The sequence below is a fragment of the Aeromicrobium sp. Leaf291 genome (assembly GCF_001423365.1).
Taxonomy (GTDB): domain Bacteria; phylum Actinomycetota; class Actinomycetes; order Propionibacteriales; family Nocardioidaceae; genus Aeromicrobium.
The window spans coordinates 1,191,699-1,210,022 of sequence record NZ_LMNM01000001.1; the positions used below are offsets into that span (position 1 = coordinate 1,191,699).

Here is an 18,324-nt window from a genome sequence, read left to right on the forward strand (position 1 = left end):
CGCGATGAGCAAGGCTCTGGACCGCGAGTCCATCTCTGCGATCGTCAAGCTGTCGATCTTCTTCGCCGTCACCGGTGCGGCCACGTTCCTGCTGATGCTGACCCTCAGCGGGGCCAACCTCGGCAGCAGCAACGAGTACAAGGCCGTCTTCTCCGACGTCACCGGCGTGGCCAAGGGCGACGACGTCCGCATCGCCGGCGTCTCAGTCGGGTCGATCAAGAAGGTCGAGATCCACGACACCGACGAGGCCATCATCACCTTCTCGGTGCGCACCTCGACCCCGCTCACCCAGGACACCAACGCGCAGCTGCGGTTCCGCAACCTCGTCGGCCAGCGCTACCTGGCGCTCTTCCAGGGCGGCGAGGGCGGCACCGCACGCCTGGCCCCGGGCTCGACCATCCCGCAGGACCGCACCGAGGAGGCACTCGACCTCAACGTGCTGCTCAACGGCTTCAAGCCCGTCTTCCAGGCGCTGTCACCGTCGGACACCAACAAGTTCGCCTTCGAGATCGTCCAGACCCTGCAGGGCGAGGCCGGCAACGTGCAGAGCCTGCTGGCCCGCACCGCGTCGCTGACCAGCACGCTCGCCGACCGCGACGAGCTCATCGGCGACGTCGTGGTGAACCTGTCCGACGTACTCGACACGATCGGCAGCCGCGACCAGCAGCTCACGGCCACGATCGACACCCTGCAGCAGTTCGTCACCGGCCTGAAGGGCGACCGCGAGGCGATCCTCGGCTCGCTCGACTCGATCTCCGACCTCACCACCGAGACCTCCAACCTGCTCGTGGAAGGCCGGCCCGACCTCACGGCCGACGTCAAGCAGCTGCGCCGCCTGACCAAGAACCTGTCGAGCGAGCGCAACCTCAAGACCATCGAGGAAGCCGTGCAGATCCTGCCCATCAAGATGGAGAAGCTGGGCAACCTGGCCTCCAACGGCAGCTTGTTCAACTTCTACGTCTGCGAGCTGAACGTCGACGTCTCCCAGCTCACCGGAACCCCGCTCGACGGCCTGCTCGACGGCCTGATCAGCGAGCTGGGTGCCGTCCAGGCCGGCGGCGACCGCTGCCGCACCGGCAACGGCGAGTACGGGAAGGCCGCCTCATGAAGCCCTTCCGCGAACGCAACCCCGTCATCATCGGCCTGCTCGGGTTCACGATCATCGCGCTGCTCCTCGTCGCGGCCTTCCGCGCCGATCGGCTCCCGATCATCGGCGCAGGGGACACGTACCACGCCGAGTTCTCCGAGATCGGTGGCCTCAAGGACGGCAACGAGGTCCGCGTGGCCGGCGTGCCGGTCGGCAAGGTGCGTGGCATCGAGCTCGCTGGCAACAAGGTCAAGGTCACGTTCAAGGTCGACAAGGGCACGCGGCTGGGCCGCGAGACAGGTGCGGAGATCCGCATCCGCACCCTCCTCGGCGCGCAGTTCCTGGCACTCACGCCCTCGGGCTCGGGCCGCCTCGAGAAGGGCACCACGATCCCGGTGTCCCGCACGGTGCCGCCGTACGACGTGGTGCAGGCCTTCTCCGACCTCAGCACCACCACCGACGCGCTCGACGTCGGCCAGATCTCCGACGCGCTCGAGACCTTGTCCGACGTCGCCGCCCAGACGCCCGAGGAGTTCCGCGGCGCGATCCGCGGGGTCTCGGACCTCTCGCGCAACCTCGCGGCGCGCGACGACCAGATCAACACCCTCCTGGTGAACCTCAAGAAGGTCACGGGTGTCATCAACTCGCGCGACGACGAGCTCGTCCAGCTGGTGAAGGACTCCTCGGTCCTCTTCGACGCGGTCACCGAGCGACGCGAGGCCATCCACCGCCTGCTCGTCTCGACGCAGGAGATCTCCGAGCAGCTCAGCGCCCTCGTGGACGACACGGAGGCCGACCTCAAGCCCGCCCTCAGGCAGCTGCGCGCCGTCACGACCATGCTGGCGCGCAACGAGCAGAGCCTCGACCGCGCCCTCACCGTGATGCCCGGCTTCCTGCGGGTCTTCGCCAACGCCCTGGGCAACGGTCCGTGGTTCGAGACCTACGTCAAGATCGGAGGTGCCGGATGACCAGGCTCGCCGGCGTCGCCCGCATCCTCACCGTGCTCGTCGCCCTCGTCCTCGTCGTGGGACTGGTGATCGTCTTCGGCCAGCGCGACGCGAAGAACACGATCACGGTCGACTTCGCCCAGACCAACTCGCTGTACGAGGGTTCCGACGTCCGCATCCTCGGCGTGGCCGTCGGCACCGTCGACCGGCTCGTCCCGCGCGGCGAGACCGTGCGCGCGACGATCTCCTACGACGCCGACGTCAAGCTGCCGGCCGACGTCAAGGCCGTCGTGGTCTCGCCGTCGATCGTGGGGGACCGGTTCGTGCAGCTGGCCCCGGCCTACGACGGTGGACAGGTGCTGGCGGACGGCGCCCGGCTGGGCGTCGACCGCACCGCCGTGCCGGTGGAGCTCGACCAGATCTACAAGTCGCTCGACGACCTGTCGGTGGCCCTGGGTCCCGACGGCGCCAACAGGAACGGTGCCGTGAGCAACCTGGTGAAGGACACCGCGGCGCAGCTCGACGGCCAGGGCACCCAGCTCAACGAGACCCTGCGCAACTTCGGCAAGCTCAGCCAGACGCTCTCCGACAACAAGGACGAGCTGTTCGGCAGCATGCGCGAGGTCGACCAGTTCGTGCAGCTGCTCCAGACCAACGACCAGGCGGTCCGCGACTTCTTCGACAGCACGGCGGAGGTCTCCACCGTGCTCGAGGGCGAGCGCGAGGACCTCCAGGCCACCGTGAAGGCGCTGGCCAAGGCCCTCGTCGAGGTGCGCGGGCTCGTCAAGGACAACCGCTCGGAGCTGCGCGGCAACGTCAAGCAGCTCGCCACGATCGCCGAGGTGCTGGGTGACCACCAGAAGGACCTCGAGGAGTTCACCGTGAGTGGCCCCACGGCGCTGTCGAACGTCGCGCTGGCCTACAACGGCGACTCCGGCACGCTCGACAACCACGCCGACGTCCTGGGTCTCGTGCTCGGGGCCGCCGAGAACCCCGGCGACCTCCTCTGCAACCTCAGCGAGCAGCTGCCGATCGACCTCAACGGACCCTGCGAGGACGTGCTCGGGCCGATCCTCGACGGGATCGTCTCGCCGATCATCGGCGGGCTCCCGCTCCCACGGGCCGCAGTGGCGAACGCGGCGGTGGCCGAGCCCACGTCGCCGGACCGCACCGACACGTCCCTCTCCCAGATGCTGGCGGTGGACCGATGAGCACCCGGACCGTGAACACCTCCACGCGACGACGCCCCTGGCGGACCGTGGCCGCCGGCGCGGCGAGCGCCGTGCTGCTCTCGGGCTGCTCGTTCTCGCCCTACGAGCTCCCGCTGCCCGGCGGCGCGGACCTCGGGTCCGACCCGTACACCGTCACGGTGCAGTTCCGCGACGTCCTCGACCTGGTGCCCCAGAGCGCCGTCCGGGTCGACGACATCGCGGTCGGCAAGGTCACCAAGATCCGGCTCGACGGCTGGACGGCCACCGCCACGCTCAAGATCAACCGCGACGTGGAGCTGCCCGACAACGCCGAGGCCCAGATCCGTCAGACGAGCCTGCTGGGCGAGAAGTTCGTCTCGCTCGCCCCGCCGACCACCGGCGGTGTGGGCCAGCTCGGCAACGGCGACCGCATCCCGCTCGACCGCTCGGGACGCAATCCCGACATCGAGGAGGTGCTGGGCGCTGCCTCGCTGCTGCTCAACGGCGGCGGGCTCGAGAAGACCAACACCATCGTCAAAGAGCTCAACAAGACGCTCGACGGCAACGAGCCGGAGATCAAGCAGCTCCTGCAGAGCACCACGACGTTCGTCGGTCAGCTCGACGACAACAAGGCCGACATCCTCACCGCGCTCGAGAAGGTCGACAACCTCGCCCGGGCCACGCAGGACCAGGAGGGCGCCATCACCGCCGCACTCGACGACCTGCCCGAGGCCCTGCGGGTGCTGAACGCCCAGCGCGACGACCTCGTCGGCCTGCTCACCTCGCTCGACCGGCTCAGCGACACCGCGACCGGGGTCATCCGCCGGTCGAAGGACGACACGCTCGCGGTGCTGCGCGACCTCGAGCCGACGCTGCGCGAGCTGGCGAACGCCGGTGACGACCTCGCGACCGCGAGCCAGCTGATCTTCAGCTTCCCGTTCACCGACGCGATCGTCGGCGGCAGCCCGGCTCGTGCGAGCAACCCCTGCACGGCCTACAACCCCGACGACGCCTCCACGCAGAACGATGCGACCGTCCGTCAGGACGTGGCCGACGGCGCCTGCTACGGCGACTTCATGAACCTCGACATCAACCTGTCGCTCAACACCAACCAGCTCACGAGCCTGATCGAGGGCCTGCTGTCGCTCGGCAACACGCTCGTCCCGGCCGGGGCCACCGCCGAGGCGCCCGCCGAGGACGAGACCGCGACGGACCCGGCGGGCCAGCTCGTCGACCTGGTCGAGGGCCTCACGTCGCTGCCCACCGACGGTGGCCTCGGCTCGCTCACCGGCACCACGCCGAGGCCCAGTGCCTCGCCGTCCGCGGGGTCGAGCAGGTCGGGCGGGGGCGGCTCGAGCCAGGGCGGATCCGGTGGGAGCGGCATCTGCGCGCTGCTCGGCAACTGCCGGGTCACCACCACGAGCCAGCTGATGGCGGAGCAGACCGAGGACGTCGGCCGGCTCGTGCTCGGACCGGTGGTGTCGCGATGATCACCAGGCTCACCAAGATCCAGCTCGTCATCTTCGCCATCATCGTGGCGGTCGGTGCGACCTTCGTCGGCGGCAAGTACGCCCAGCTCGACCGGCTCTTCGTCGACCGGACCTTCCCGGTCACGGCCGACTTCGCCGACTCCGGCGGCATCTTCGCCGGCGCCGAGGTGACCTACCGCGGCATCGCGGTCGGCAAGGTCAAGCAGCTGAAGTTCACCGACGACGGCGTGGACGTGATCCTCGACATCGAGAAGAGCGCCCCCAAGATCTCCGACGACGTGGTCGCCACCGTGGCCAACAAGTCGGCCATCGGCGAGCAGTACGTCGACCTGTCGCCGCGCTCCAACCAGGCCCCGTACCTCAAGGCCGGCACCGTCATCCCGCGGTCGGACACGAACATCCCGATCTCCACCACGACGCTGCTGCTCAACCTGAACTCGCTGGTCTCCAGCATCGACACCGGCAGCCTCAAGACCGTGGTCGACGAGCTCGGCGCCGCCTTCGAGGGGACCGCGCCCGACCTGGAGCGCATCCTCGACACGTCGTCGGAGTTCATCGAGGCCGCCCAGGAGAACCTCGGCGTGACCCAGAGCCTCATCCGCAACTCCTCGGGAGTCCTGCAGACCCAGATCGACAAGCAGCCCCAGCTCGCGACGTTCGCCGAGAACCTCGCTCTGCTCTCGGACACGCTGGTCGACGCGGACCCGGACCTGCGACGTCTGGTCGACGAGGGCGCGCCGAGCGCGGCGCTCGTCAACGACGTCGTGGAGGAGAACGCAGCGCAGCTGCAGACGATCTTCGCCGACCTGCGCTCGGCCACCGAGCCGCTCGCACGCAACGCCAAGTCGCTGCGCGTGCTGGCGATCCTCTACCCGTACCTGCTCGAGGGCTCGTTCAGCGTGGTCGCCCCGGCCAAGCAGGCCGAGGGCGAGTTCGACGCCACGTTCGGCCTGGTCATCACCAACCCGGCCGACCCGGCCGCGATCAAGCCGTGCGACGAGGACGACAACGGCCAGCGCCCGCGGCGCGAGCCGCAGGAGCTGTACGACATGCAGTTCGACCTTGAGGCCGGCTGTATCGTCAAGGACAAGGTCCCGCGCGGGCCCGACAAGACCGTCATCAACCGTGACCGGGCCGCCGTGGGGACCGGGGCGGACGCCGCCGGAAAGGACTCGTGGAAGTGGCTCCTGCTCGGACCGGCGACCAGCTGACCGCGCACCGCTCCTCCCGCATCCTCGTCGTGCTCGCCGTCCTCGGCGTGCTCGTGGGGGCCGCGGGCCTGGTGGTGCCGCGGGTGATCGGCGACGGCGGCGAGGACTCCGACCGTTCCGCCGTCGCGGCGCGGGTCAACGACTTCGCCACGGTGTACAACACCTACGACGTGGCCGACCTCGCGGACTACCAGAAGCGGATGAAGCCGCTGCTGACGCCGGGCTACTACACCGAGTTCGAGCGGATCACCGGCGCCGTCTTCGGAGCCCTCGAGTCCAAGGACCAGAAGAGCGGCGCCGCCAACGTGCTCGGGGTCGCCGTCGACAGCATCGACGACGACTCGGCCGTGGCCATCGTCGCCGTCGACGCCTCGATCACGACGTCGGCAGACGAGGCAGCCGTGCAGCGTCGCTTCCGCTGGAAGGTCACGCTCACGCGCAGCGGCGACGACTGGCTCGTGAGCCAGTTCGAGACCGTCGTGCCGCTCGACGCCACCACGGGCGAGCCCGGCACCGACGGCGGCGCCACCCCGGCGCCGAGCGCCACCCCGAGCGCCGGCGCGGAGCCCCAGGAGACGCCGGAGGCCGACCAGTGAGCACCCACGACGGACCCTCGAGGCGCCGCCGCATCGCCGGCGAGAGCAAGCCGAGCGACGCGCCCCGCCCCGGACCGGCCAAGAAGGTCGTCAAGAAGCCTGTCGCGCGTCCCGGCACGCCTCCGACGTCGACGCCCGGCTCGACCCCGCGCGAGGAGCCGGCCACGCCCGTCGAGGAGTCGACCACGGGTCCTGCTGCACCCGAGGCGACCCCGACCGACGACCGCGACACCGGCGCCGCCGACGCCGCGCAGGTCGGGACCGGCGCGGACCAGGACCACGACGAGGACCGTGTCGCCGCGCCGCGCGTGGCTCCGCGGGTCGCGCGTCGTCAGGATCGCGCCGCCGCAGCCGCGGCCACCGACGGGGAGGGCGCGTCGGAGACCACGTCGGCCGCTCCGGTGGAGCCGAGCGGTCCGCGTGGCCGCCCGCCGCTCGGGCGGGTCCTGCTGCTCGCCATGGTGGTGGCCTCGCTCGTGTTCGGCGCGTTCTTCGGGTACCGGGGCGTCGTCGAGTGGCGCCAGACGCACGGCGTGGACGGCGCCCACGAGGAGGCGGCCGAGACCGCGGCGTCCGCGGCGGAGACGATCTTCACGTATCGCTACGACCAGCTCGACCAGTACCTCGAGGACTCCAAGGACGTCATGACGCCCTCGTTCGCGAAGGACTTCGAGACCATCTCGCCGGCCCTCAACGACCTGGCTCCGCAGCGCAAGATCCAGGTCGAGGCCACGACCCGCGACTCCGCTGCGCTGCCGTGCGGAGACGACTGCACGCGCAGCGAGGCGAAGGTCCTGCTCTTCGTCGACCAGGCTCGGCTCGCCGACGGGTCGCAGGTGCCGACGGTCTTCGGCAACCGTGTCGAGCTCACCATGGTCGAGCGCGACGGCCGCTGGCTCGTCGACGACATCCAGGCCCTCTGAACCAACGCCCGCCCGCGGGCGACGGTGCTTCGCCCGGTGCCGACCGGGCGCCTGGGGTCCTCGAGAATCACTGGCATTGCAGTCCCAACACGCTGCTCCGCGTACGAGCGGCCGAATACTCTGAACCATACCGGCCGTCTTGTCAAGGACCAGGCTTGCGTGCGTGTGGGCCCGGGGGCTAGACTGATTCTTCGCGCCCACCTCGTCGCCCTCGTTGCCCCTTGACTGGGGGCGTCAGTCATGCGCGCAGTCCATCACGTGACACCCCTTTGCGAGCCTTTGGAAGGACCCCTCTTGGCCGCCTCGCGCACCGCCGCCGCACCTGTCCAGAACACCGGGGACAAGAACGCCCCCCGCCGCATCTCCTTCGCCAAGATCTCCGAACCGCTCGAGGTTCCCGAGCTCCTGGCCCTGCAGACCGACAGCTTCGACTGGCTGATCGGCAGCGAGAAGTGGAAGGCCGAGGTCGAGGCATCCCTCGCTGCCGGCCGCACCGACATCTCCACGAAGTCCGGTCTGGAGGAGATCTTCGAGGAGATCTCGCCCATCGAGGACTTCTCCGAGACGATGAGCTTGTCGTTCCGCGACCACCGGTTCGAGCCGCCGAAGTACTCGGTGGAGGACTGCAAGGACCGCGACGTCACCTACGCCGCCCCGCTGTTCGTGACCGCCGAGTTCATGAACAACGAGACCGGCGAGATCAAGAGCCAGACCGTCTTCATGGGTGAGTTCCCGCTCATGACCGGCAAGGGCACCTTCGTCATCAACGGCACCGAGCGTGTCGTCGTCAGCCAGCTCGTCCGCTCGCCGGGCGTCTACTTCGAGCGCACGCCCGACAAGACGTCCGACAAGGACATCTACACCGCGAAGGTCATCCCGTCGCGTGGCGCCTGGCTGGAGTTCGAGGTCGACAAGCGCGACCTCGTCGGCGTCCGTCTGGACCGCAAGCGCAAGCAGAGCGTCACCGTGCTGCTCAAGGCCCTCGGCTTCACCGAGGCGCAGATCCTCGAGGAGTTCGGCCAGTACGAGTCGATCCGCCTCACGCTGGAGAAGGACAACGTCCAGACCCAGGACGAGGCGCTGCTCGACATCTACCGCAAGCTGCGTCCGGGCGAGCCGCCGTCGCGCGAGGCCGCCCAGAACCTGCTCGACAACTACTACTTCAACACGAAGCGGTACGACCTCGCGAAGGTCGGTCGTCACAAGGTCAACAAGAAGCTGGGCGCGGACGAGGCCTTCGACCAGCAGACGCTGACGATCGACGACGTCGTCGCGACCATCAAGTACGTGGTGGCGCTGCACGCCGGCGAGACCGAGCTCGAGACGCCCGTGGGCTCCACGATCGTCGAGGCCGACGACATCGACCACTTCGGCAACCGTCGCATCCGCACGGTCGGCGAGCTGATCCAGAACCAGCTCCGCACGGGCCTGGCCCGCATGGAGCGCGTCGTGCGCGAGCGCATGACCACCCAGGACGTCGAGGCCATCACGCCGCAGACGCTCATCAACATCCGTCCGGTCGTGGCGGCGCTGAAGGAGTTCTTCGGCACGAGCCAGCTGTCGCAGTTCATGGACCAGAACAACCCGCTGGCGGGCCTGACGCACAAGCGTCGTCTGAACGCCCTCGGCCCGGGTGGTCTGTCGCGTGAGCGCGCCGGCTACGAGGTCCGCGACGTCCACCCGTCGCACTACGGCCGCATGTGCCCGATCGAGACGCCGGAAGGCCCGAACATCGGCCTCATCGGCTCGCTCGCCTCCTACGGTCGGATCAACGCGTTCGGCTTCATCGAGTCGCCGTACCGCAAGGTCGTCGACGGCACGGTCACCGAGCAGATCGACTACCTGACCGCCACGGACGAGGACCGCTACATCATCGCCCAGGCGAACTCGCCGCTCACCGACGACAGCACGTTCGTCGACGACGCCGTGCTGGTGCGCCAGCGCGGTGGCGAGGCCGAGCTGCGCCCCGCGGGCGACGTCGACTACATGGACGTCTCGCCGCGCCAGATGGTGTCGGTCGCGACCGCGCTGATCCCGTTCCTCGAGCACGACGACGCCAACCGCGCGCTCATGGGCGCCAACATGCAGCGTCAGGCCGTGCCGCTGGTGCGCAACGACGCCCCGCTCGTCGGTACCGGCATGGAGTTCCGTGCCGCCGTCGACGCCGGCGACGTCACGATCGCCAAGAAGGCGGGTGTGGTCAAGGAGGTCTCGGCCGACATGGTCGAGATCATGGAGGACGAGGGCACGTACACCACGTACCGCCTGGCCAAGTTCCGCCGCTCCAACCACGGCACCTGCACGAACCAGCGCCCCCTCGTCGCCGAGGGCCAGCGCGTCGAGGTCGGCACCCCGCTGGCCGACGGTCCGTGCACCGACGAGGGCGAGATGGCTCTAGGCACCAACCTGCTCGTGGCCTTCATGCCCTGGCAGGGCCACAACTACGAGGACGCGATCATCCTCAGCCAGCGCGTCGTGCAGGACGACCTGCTCACCTCGATCCACATCGAGGAGCACGAGGTCGACGCGCGCGACACCAAGCTGGGCCCGGAGGAGATCACCCGCGACATCCCGAACGTCAGCGAGGAGATGCTGGCCGACCTCGACGAGCGCGGCATCATCCGCATCGGCGCGGAGGTCGGCAACGGCGACATCCTCGTCGGCAAGGTCACGCCCAAGGGCGAGACCGAGCTGACGCCGGAGGAGCGCCTGCTGCGCGCCATCTTCGGCGAGAAGGCGCGCGAGGTCCGCGACACGTCGCTCAAGGTGCCCCACGGCGAGTCCGGCACCGTCATCGGCGTCCGCGTGTTCGACGCGGCCGACGGCGACGAGCTGAGCCCCGGCGTGAACCAGCTGGTGCGCGTGTACGTGGCGCAGAAGCGCAAGATCTCCGACGGCGACAAGCTGGCCGGACGTCACGGCAACAAGGGCGTCATCTCCAAGATCCTGCCCATCGAGGACATGCCGTTCCTCGAGGACGGGACGCCGGTCGACATCGTGCTGAACCCGCTGGGCGTGCCCGGCCGCATGAACGTCGGCCAGGTGCTGGAGATCCACCTCGGGTGGGTCGCCAAGGCCGGCTGGGACATCAAGGACATGAAGGACGAGTGGGCCGACCGGCTGCGCGCCATCGGCGCCGACCGGGCACCCTCGAACTCCAACATCGCGACGCCCGTCTTCGACGGTGCCCGCGAGGACGAGATCCAGGGCCTGCTCGCCTCGACCCTGCCCAACCGCGACGGCGAGCGCATGGTCGGCCCCGACGGCAAGGCGGTGCTCTTCGACGGTCGTACCGGCGAGAAGTTCCCCGACCCGATCAGCGTCGGCTACATGTACATCCTGAAGCTGCACCACCTGGTAGACGACAAGATCCACGCCCGCTCGACCGGTCCGTACTCGATGATCACCCAGCAGCCGCTCGGCGGTAAGGCCCAGTTCGGTGGCCAGCGCTTCGGTGAGATGGAGGTCTGGGCCCTCGAGGCCTACGGTGCCGCGTACGCGCTGCAGGAGCTCCTGACGATCAAGTCCGACGACATCGTGGGCCGCGTGAAGGTCTACGAGGCCATCGTCAAGGGCGAGAACGTGCCCGAGCCCGGCATCCCGGAGTCCTTCAAGGTGCTCGTCAAGGAGATGCAGTCGCTGTGCCTGAACGTCGAGGTCCTCTCGGCCGACGGCTCGAGGGTCGAGATGCGCGACGCGGAGGAAGACCTCTTCCGCGCCGCCGAGGAGCTCGGCATCGACCTGTCGCGTCGCGAGCCCTCCAGCGTCGAAGAAGTGTGAGCCCCTGGGGCGCCGCCTCGGCGGCGCCCCACCCTCACTCCCCGCTCTACACAGAACTTTCGAAACGTAAGGGAAAGAAGACAACGTGCTCGACGTGAACTTCTTCGATCAGCTCAAGATCGGCCTCGCCACCGCGGACGACATCCGTCAGTGGTCGTTCGGCGAGGTCAAGAAGCCTGAGACGATCAACTACCGCACGCTCAAGCCTGAGCGTGACGGCCTCTTCTGCGAGAAGATCTTCGGTCCCACCCGGGACTGGGAGTGCTACTGCGGCAAGTACAAGCGCGTGCGCTTCAAGGGCATCATCTGCGAGCGCTGCGGCGTCGAGGTGACCCGTTCGAAGGTCCGTCGCGAGCGCATGGGCCACATCGAGCTCGCCGCTCCCGTCACCCACATCTGGTACTTCAAGGGTGTTCCCAGCCGTCTGGGCTACCTGCTCGACCTCGCCCCGAAGGACCTCGAGAAGGTCATCTACTTCGCGGCCTACATGATCACCCGCGTCGACGAGGACGCGCGTCACCGCGACCTGTCGTCCCTGGAGTCGAAGATCGGCCTCGAGGTCGAGCAGCTCGAGACCCGTCGCGACAACGAGGTCAACGAGCGTCTGCAGAAGCTCGAGGAGGACCTCAAGGCCCTCGAGGCCGAGGGTGCCAAGGCCGACGCCAAGCGCAAGGTCAAGGACGCCGCCGAGCGTGAGGCCAAGCAGCGTCGTGACCGCATCCAGCGCGAGATCGACCGCCTGAACGAGGTCTGGGACCGCTTCAAGAACCTCAAGGTCCAGGACCTCGAGGGCGACGAGATGCTCTACCGCGAGATGACGTACCGCTTCGGTGCGTACTTCGAGGGGTACATGGGCGCCGCCGCCATCCAGAAGCGCCTGCAGTCGTTCGACCTCGACGCCGAGGCCGAGTCGCTGCGCGAGATCATCGCCACCGGCAAGGGCCAGAAGAAGACCCGTGCGCTCAAGCGCCTCAAGGTCGTCTCCGCGTTCCTCGGCAGCAGCAACCACCCCGAGGGCATGGTCCTCGACGCCGTCCCGGTGATCCCGCCGGAGCTGCGTCCGATGGTCCAGCTCGACGGTGGCCGCTTCGCGACGAGCGACCTCAACGACCTGTACCGCCGCGTCATCAACCGCAACAACCGCCTCAAGCGACTGCTCGACCTCGGCGCGCCCGAGATCATCGTCAACAACGAGAAGCGGATGCTGCAGGAGGCCGTCGACTCGCTGTTCGACAACGGCCGTCGTGGCCGTCCCGTCACGGGGCCGGGCAACCGTCCGCTCAAGTCCATCTCGGACATGCTCAAGGGCAAGCAGGGTCGGTTCCGTCAGAACCTGCTCGGCAAGCGCGTCGACTACTCCGGCCGTTCGGTCATCGTGGTCGGCCCGCAGCTCAAGCTGCACCAGTGCGGTCTGCCCAAGCAGATGGCGATCGAGCTGTTCAAGCCGTTCGTCATGAAGCGTCTCGTCGACCTCAACCACGCGCAGAACATCAAGAGCGCCAAGCGCATGGTCGAGCGCGGAGTCCGGGCCGAGGTCTGGGACGTGCTCGAGGAGGTCATCACCGAGCACCCCGTGCTGCTCAACCGTGCACCCACCCTGCACCGTCTGGGCATCCAGGCGTTCGAGCCGCAGCTCATCGAGGGCAAGGCCATCCAGATCCACCCGCTCGTCTGCTCGGCCTTCAACGCCGACTTCGACGGTGACCAGATGGCCGTGCACCTGCCGCTGAGCGCCGAGGCGCAGGCCGAGGCCCGCATCCTCATGCTGAGCACGAACAACATCCTGAAGCCGTCCGACGGCCGCCCGGTCACCATGCCGACCCAGGACATGATCATCGGCCTGTACTTCCTCACGCTCGAGCGTGAGGGGCACGTGGGCGAGGGTCGTGCGTTCAGCTCGGTCTCCGAGGCGGTCATGGCGTTCGACCGCCACGAGATCACCCTGCAGAGCAAGGTGCGCATCCGCATCCCGGGCGTCGACGGAACGGTCGAGTCGCGCGAGACCACGCTGGGTCGCGCCATCTTCAACCAGGCGCTGCCGGACGACTACGCGTACGTGAACTACCAGGTCGGCAAGAAGGAGCTCGGGGTCATCGTCAACGACCTCGCCGAGCGCTACAGCAAGATCGACGTGGGCGTCGCGCTCGACAACCTCAAGGAGACCGGTTTCCACTGGGCCACGCGCTCGGGCGTCACCATCTCCATCGAGGACGTCGTCACGCCGGAGAACAAGCAGGAGATCCTCACCAAGTACGAGGGTCAGGCTGCCAAGGTCCAGCAGCAGTTCGACCGCGGTCTCATCACCGAGGACGAGCGGCGCCAGGAGCTCATCGAGATCTGGACCCAGGCCACGGCCGAGGTCTCCAGCGAGATGGAGAAGAAGTTCACGGCCGACGCCGACAACCCGATCTGGATGATGGTCCACTCGGGTGCGCGAGGCAACATGATGCAGGTGCGTCAGATCGCCGCCATGCGTGGCCTCGTGGCCAACCCGAAGGGCGAGATCATCCCGCGCCCGATCAAGGCCAACTTCCGTGAGGGCCTGAGCGTCGTCGAGTACTTCATCGCGACGCACGGTGCCCGCAAGGGCCTGGCCGACACCGCCCTGCGCACGGCCGACTCCGGCTACCTGACGCGTCGACTCGTCGACGTCAGCCAGGACGTGATCATCCGCGAGGAGGACTGCGGCACCGAGCGCGGTCTGCCCAAGGTGATCGCGACCCGCCTGGACGACGGCACGTTCGTGCCCGCCGAGAACGTCGAGACCTCGGCGTACTCGCGCAGCGCGGCCACCCAGATCACGCACCCGGAGACGGGCGAGGTGCTCGTGGAGGCCGGTGGCGACCTCGGCGACGTCGAGATCAGCCAGCTCGTCGTGGCCGGTGTGGAGTCCATCCGGGTCCGCACGGTGCTCACGTGCGAGGCGGCGGCCGGTACCTGCGCCAAGTGCTACGGCCGTTCGCTGGCCACCGGCAAGCTCGTCGACATCGGCGAGGCGGTCGGCACCATCGCCGCCCAGTCGATCGGTGAGCCCGGCACGCAGCTGACCATGCGTACCTTCCACACCGGTGGTGTGGCCGGTGACGACATCACGCACGGTCTGCCGCGCGTGGTCGAGCTGTTCGAGGCACGCCAGCCCAAGGGTCGCGCTCCCATCACGGAGTCGGCCGGACGGGTGCGCATCGACGACACCGACAAGACCCGCAAGCTCGTCGTCGTCCCCGACGACGGGTCCGAGGAGCAGGAGTACCCGGTCAGCAAGCGCTCGCGCCTGCTCATCGAGGACGGCTCCCACGTCGAGGTCGGCGACCAGCTCACGCACGGCACGCCGGACCCGCAGGAGGTCCTGCGCATCCTCGGTGTCCGTCGGGCGCAGGAGCACCTCGTGGACGAGGTCCAGGAGGTCTACCGCAGCCAGGGCGTGGCGATCCACGACAAGCACATCGAGATCATCGTGCGGCAGATGCTGCGTCGGGTGACGGTCATCGAGCAGGGTGACTCCAACCTGATCCCCGGTGACCTGGCCGATCGTGCGACGTTCGAGTCCGAGAACCGTCGGGTCGTCGCCGAGGGCGGCACCCCGGCCTCGGGTCGTCCGGTGCTGATGGGCATCACGAAGGCCTCGCTGGCCGTCGAGTCGTGGCTGTCGGCCGCCTCCTTCCAGGAGACGACCCGCGTCCTCACCGACGCGGCGATCCACGGCAAGTCGGACTCGCTGCGTGGCCTGAAGGAGAACATCATCATCGGCAAGCTCATCCCGGCAGGCACCGGTCTCGACCGGTACCGCAACATCCGGGTCGAGCCCACCGAGGAGGCACGCCAGGCGGCGTACGCCGTCACGGGCTACGAGTCCTACGACTACGGCTTCGGCTCCGCCGACGGCCAGCCCGTCCAGCTCGACGACTACGACTTCACGTCGTACGAGTCCTGAGCGACTGACACCCCGACGGCCCCGGACCTCACGGTCCGGGGCCGTCGGCGTTCGGGCGGGTGACGTGGTGGTGCGCTGTCGCCCTTCGTCCGACCCACCGGTGCGCTCTCGCAGGGGGTCGCGACCTTTCTGGTGCGCTGCCTCGGCCAGCGCTCGGCGCGGTCTCCGAAAGAGCCTCGACCGGGCGGCGGGGCGGGACCTTCGTCGAGCTCTCGGGCTGTCGTCGGGCCCCGACGAACGCAGCATCCTGCGTCACCCCGACGCCCGGACCGGATCCGCGCAGGCAGCGCCCACGCAGGTCGAGACCTACCGCCGGCAGCGCGCCGACTCAGCCCGCCGTGGCCGCCTTCTTCTCGGCCGGCTTCGCGTCCGCCTCGGGACGGAACAACCAGGTCAGGCGCGGCTCGAAGACCGGTCGGAAGACGGTGGAGACGAGCTTGGTCATCAGCAGGTTGGCCACCACGACGGCCACTACCATCGTGAGGGCCGCGGCGGGGGCGCCGTACCGGTCGATCCGGTCGAAGACCTCGAACTGGTACCGCAGGACCAGGATGATGTAGCCGTGCAGGAGGTAGCAGTAGAAGGTGCGGCTGCCCATGAGCGTCGTCCACGAGCGTCGACGCGGCACGAGCGAGAGGGCCGCGAACGTGAGCACGAGGCCCACCACCAACAGCTCGGCGCGCTGCGTGATCCCCTCGAGCGGGGTGGCGCCCAACGGGTCCTCGTCGTAGCGCTGCTTCCAGAGCAGCCAGTCGAGCGTCCAGTCGGCCGAGTACAGGTAGCAGACCACGAAGCTGCCGGCGAGCAGCAGCGCCGACGCGATGCGGATGCGGGTGTCGGCCAGCCGCTCGAAGCGCTCGCGACTCATGTGCAGCCCGATCACGTAGAAGGGCAGGAACCCCAGGATCTTCGGCAGCGCGAGCACGTTCGGCACCTCGATGAGCCCGACGAGGAGCGAGATGGCGATCGACGTCGTGATGGGGTACTTCAGCGCCCGCCAGATCGGGGTGGTCAGCCGCCACACGAACAGCGCCGCCATGAACCAGGCCAGCCACTGGGGCGAGAGGAACATGTAGGGGTCCGGCTCGTCGGTGTAGTGGCGCGTGATCATCTGCATCGAGATCTCGACGATCAGGTACGGGACGACGAGGGTGCTGACGATCCGCCGCACCTGGCGGGCGTCGCCCATGTACCGGCGCGCGGTGTACCCGGAGATCAGGATGAAGAACGGCATGTGGAACGCGTAGATCCACACGTACACGCCGCGCGCCGAGTCCATGGCCACGAACTGCGTCAGGGAGTGCCCGATCACGACGAGCAGCATCACCCAGTACCGTGCGTTGTCGAGGTAGGCGACACGCTCCTTGGGGGCAGCGGTCGTCACGGGCAACGGGTCGAGAGCGCTCATCGTGGATGAACTCTAGTGGAGCGGGCAAGGGGGAGCCGATGACGAGCAGCCAGGACGCGCGTCGCACGCAGCGACTGGGTGCCTATGCGGTCGTGGTCGTCGACGACGAGTGCGGCGTGCCGCACCTGCTGCTGACCCGGGTCTCGCCGTCCGGCTACCCCGCGGGGTGGTGGGCGCTGCCCGGCGGCGGCGTCGAGCACGGGGAGTCGCCGCACGACGCCGTGCTGCGCGAGCTGCACGAGGAGACGGGTCTCGCCGCGACCACCAGCCGCCTGGTCGACGTCCACGACGTGCACACCGTGGCGCCCGGGCGCGACGACCGGTTCGAGGACTACCACGGCGTCCACCTGCTGTACGCCGTCACCGTCGAGGGGGCAGGGCCCGGCCGACCGCTGCCCGCGCCTCGGGTCGTCGAGGTCGACGGCACCGCCGACGTCGCGGCCTGGCTCCCGCTCGACCACGTCGACGACGGAGAACGCCGGCTGCTGCCCGCCGTCCAGCACGCGCTCGACCACCTCGACCAGTACCGGTAGCGGGCGGTGTCGGTAGCGAGCCGGGACGATCAGGGCTTGGCGGGCGTGGGCGTGTAGAAGAGCATCGCGTAGCTCCCGCGGGCCGACAGCACGAAGGTCGCGCGGGCGCGGCTCCCGTCCTCGCCGCGCGCCGAGTACGTCGTGCTGATCTCGTTGAGGTCCTCCACCACGTCCTTGGTGGGCGTCCCGACGCTGGCCGCGAAGTCCTCGGCGATCGCGTCGGCCTCGCGCACCCGGTCGGCCACGACGGCCGCGAAGCGCGGTCGGTCGCCGCTCAGCAGGAGGGTCCCCGTGGACGGGACGGTCCAGCGTCCGTCGAGCAGGGGTTCGCTGCCCTCGGCCTCGACGTCCATGCTCGGCCAGATGAGCCCGGACCGGTCCTCGCCCTCGACGTCGCGGGGGACCTCGGCCGAGGAGGCGCGGGGCTCCAGCTGACCACTGCGGGGATCGCCCAGGTACTCGGCGCGCACGGTCATGACGGGGCGGCGGTCGCTGGCCGGGTACGCGGTGCGGGTGGCCACGTCGCCGGGGTCGGCGGTGATGGTGATGCGGATGTCGCGGTCGTCGGCGGTGGCGCCGCGCGCGGAGACCGTGCAGCCGGTGATCCGCTTGCCCTCGGCCCTGCAGTACTGCGAGAGGTCGTCCTCGACGAGGTTGGCATCGGGGATGACGGCGTTGACCTGGGCGATCAGCCGCCGCAGCACGAGCGTCGGGTCCCCGTCGACGCGCAGCAGCGAGATCGTGACGTCGGGGCGAGGTGCGTCGTCGATGAGGGCGAACGTGTCGTCGCTGGGGCGCGTCGCGGGCGTCTCGCTCTCGCTCGGCGTGGGCTCCGGTGCCTCGGAGGCGTCCTCGTCGCCGTCGGCCTCGGCCGCCTCCCTCTGGGCCTCGGCCGCGTCGAGCTGCGGCTGGTAGGCCTGGATGAGTGCGGGGCTGCGGTAGCGCACGAGCGGGCCGAGCTGCGCGGCGCCGGAGGGCACCTCCAGCCCGTAGGAGATCGGGCTCTGCGGGCCGGACTCGTGCTCGGTGACGTCGACGGCGGCAGAGGCCTGGGCGCTCGGGTCGGCACTCGGGTCGACGTCGGACTGGGACCGGGTCTCGCACGCGCCGAGGGTGAGCACGCCGACGAGGGCGAGCAGGGTCGCGGTCCGTCTCATGGGTCTCCTCGGGGCTGGGTCGAGCCCGGTGCGGGGGCGTGCCTCGACCGGTCCGGAGCGCGAACCGGTCC

The 18,324-nt window shown here is 69.1% G+C and carries 12 protein-coding genes; 10 read left to right on the forward strand and 2 right to left on the reverse strand.

Annotation, left to right across the window (positions count from 1 at the left end; translation table 11 throughout):
- Positions 1-4: 4 nt before the first annotated feature.
- The 9 genes from ASF35_RS05995 to ASF35_RS06035 all read left to right on the forward strand — a co-directional run bounded on the left by ASF35_RS05995 (position 5) and on the right by ASF35_RS06035 (position 15,155).
- Positions 5-1,108, forward strand: a complete 1,104-nt coding sequence (locus tag ASF35_RS05995; protein WP_055964213.1) for an MCE family protein — start codon at positions 5-7, stop codon at positions 1,106-1,108.
- On the forward strand, positions 1,105-2,055 hold the full coding sequence (locus ASF35_RS06000) for an MCE family protein (RefSeq protein ID WP_055964215.1): 951 nt from the start codon (positions 1,105-1,107) through the stop codon (positions 2,053-2,055). Before ASF35_RS05995 ends, ASF35_RS06000 begins: the two co-directional genes overlap by 4 nt.
- Positions 2,052-3,245, forward strand: a complete 1,194-nt coding sequence (locus ASF35_RS06005; RefSeq protein WP_055964218.1) for an MCE family protein — start codon at positions 2,052-2,054, stop codon at positions 3,243-3,245. The genes ASF35_RS06000 and ASF35_RS06005 overlap by 4 nt, the downstream gene beginning before the upstream one ends.
- Positions 3,242-4,714 carry an MCE family protein gene (locus tag ASF35_RS06010; protein ID WP_055964221.1) on the forward strand — a complete coding sequence of 491 codons (1,473 nt, stop codon included), beginning with the start codon at positions 3,242-3,244 and terminating at the stop codon, positions 4,712-4,714. Before ASF35_RS06005 ends, ASF35_RS06010 begins: the two co-directional genes overlap by 4 nt.
- Complete coding sequence (locus tag ASF35_RS06015) at positions 4,711-5,925, forward strand: MCE family protein (RefSeq protein ID WP_055964224.1); 1,215 nt, start codon at positions 4,711-4,713, stop codon at positions 5,923-5,925. Before ASF35_RS06010 ends, ASF35_RS06015 begins: the two co-directional genes overlap by 4 nt.
- On the forward strand, positions 5,895-6,521 hold the full coding sequence (locus ASF35_RS06020; RefSeq protein ID WP_055964226.1) for a hypothetical protein: 627 nt from the start codon (positions 5,895-5,897) through the stop codon (positions 6,519-6,521). Before ASF35_RS06015 ends, ASF35_RS06020 begins: the two co-directional genes overlap by 31 nt.
- A complete protein-coding gene (locus ASF35_RS06025) occupies positions 6,518-7,444 on the forward strand; it encodes a hypothetical protein (protein ID WP_055964229.1) in 927 nt (308 codons plus the stop codon). Before ASF35_RS06020 ends, ASF35_RS06025 begins: the two co-directional genes overlap by 4 nt.
- Before the next feature lie 294 nt (positions 7,445-7,738).
- Positions 7,739-11,224 (forward strand): DNA-directed RNA polymerase subunit beta, encoded by a 3,486-nt coding sequence (rpoB, locus tag ASF35_RS06030; protein ID WP_055964232.1) that lies wholly within the window; start codon positions 7,739-7,741, stop codon positions 11,222-11,224.
- A gap of 85 nt (positions 11,225-11,309) precedes the next feature.
- On the forward strand, positions 11,310-15,155 hold the full coding sequence (locus ASF35_RS06035) for a DNA-directed RNA polymerase subunit beta' (RefSeq protein ID WP_055964235.1): 3,846 nt from the start codon (positions 11,310-11,312) through the stop codon (positions 15,153-15,155).
- 328 nt (positions 15,156-15,483) lie between these two features.
- Here the strand turns inward: ASF35_RS06035 and ASF35_RS06040 are convergent, their stop codons facing one another.
- Complete coding sequence (locus ASF35_RS06040; RefSeq protein ID WP_082495384.1) at positions 15,484-16,563, reverse strand: acyltransferase family protein; 1,080 nt, start codon at positions 16,561-16,563, stop codon at positions 15,484-15,486.
- A 38-nt stretch (positions 16,564-16,601) separates the two neighbouring features.
- On the opposite strand from ASF35_RS06040, the gene ASF35_RS06045 reads away from it, so the two are divergent.
- Positions 16,602-17,096: an NUDIX domain-containing protein gene (locus tag ASF35_RS06045; RefSeq protein WP_055964241.1), complete on the forward strand. Its 495-nt coding sequence runs from the start codon at positions 16,602-16,604 to the stop codon at positions 17,094-17,096.
- A 29-nt stretch (positions 17,097-17,125) separates the two neighbouring features.
- On the opposite strand, the gene ASF35_RS06050 is transcribed toward ASF35_RS06045, so the two are convergent.
- Positions 17,126-18,253, reverse strand: a complete 1,128-nt coding sequence (locus tag ASF35_RS06050) for a hypothetical protein (protein ID WP_055964245.1) — start codon at positions 18,251-18,253, stop codon at positions 17,126-17,128.
- Between the last annotated feature and the right edge of the window lie 71 nt (positions 18,254-18,324).

What these genes read in the sequence shown, in the direction of transcription:
- ASF35_RS06005 (WP_055964218.1), top strand. Translation starts at nt 2,052, where the DNA reads ATGACCAGGCTCGCCGGCGTCGCCCGCATCCTCACCGTGCTCGTCGCC.
- ASF35_RS06000 (WP_055964215.1), top strand. Translation starts at nt 1,105, where the DNA reads ATGAAGCCCTTCCGCGAACGCAACCCCGTCATCATCGGCCTGCTCGGG.
- ASF35_RS06045 (WP_055964241.1), top strand. Translation starts at nt 16,602, where the DNA reads ATGACGAGCAGCCAGGACGCGCGTCGCACGCAGCGACTGGGTGCCTAT.
- ASF35_RS06015 (WP_055964224.1), top strand. Translation starts at nt 4,711, where the DNA reads ATGATCACCAGGCTCACCAAGATCCAGCTCGTCATCTTCGCCATCATC.
- ASF35_RS05995 (WP_055964213.1), top strand. Translation starts at nt 5, where the DNA reads ATGAGCAAGGCTCTGGACCGCGAGTCCATCTCTGCGATCGTCAAGCTG.
- ASF35_RS06050 (WP_055964245.1), bottom strand. Translation starts at nt 18,253, where the DNA reads ATGAGACGGACCGCGACCCTGCTCGCCCTCGTCGGCGTGCTCACCCTC.
- ASF35_RS06040 (WP_082495384.1), bottom strand. Translation starts at nt 16,563, where the DNA reads ATGAGCGCTCTCGACCCGTTGCCCGTGACGACCGCTGCCCCCAAGGAG.
- ASF35_RS06010 (WP_055964221.1), top strand. Translation starts at nt 3,242, where the DNA reads ATGAGCACCCGGACCGTGAACACCTCCACGCGACGACGCCCCTGGCGG.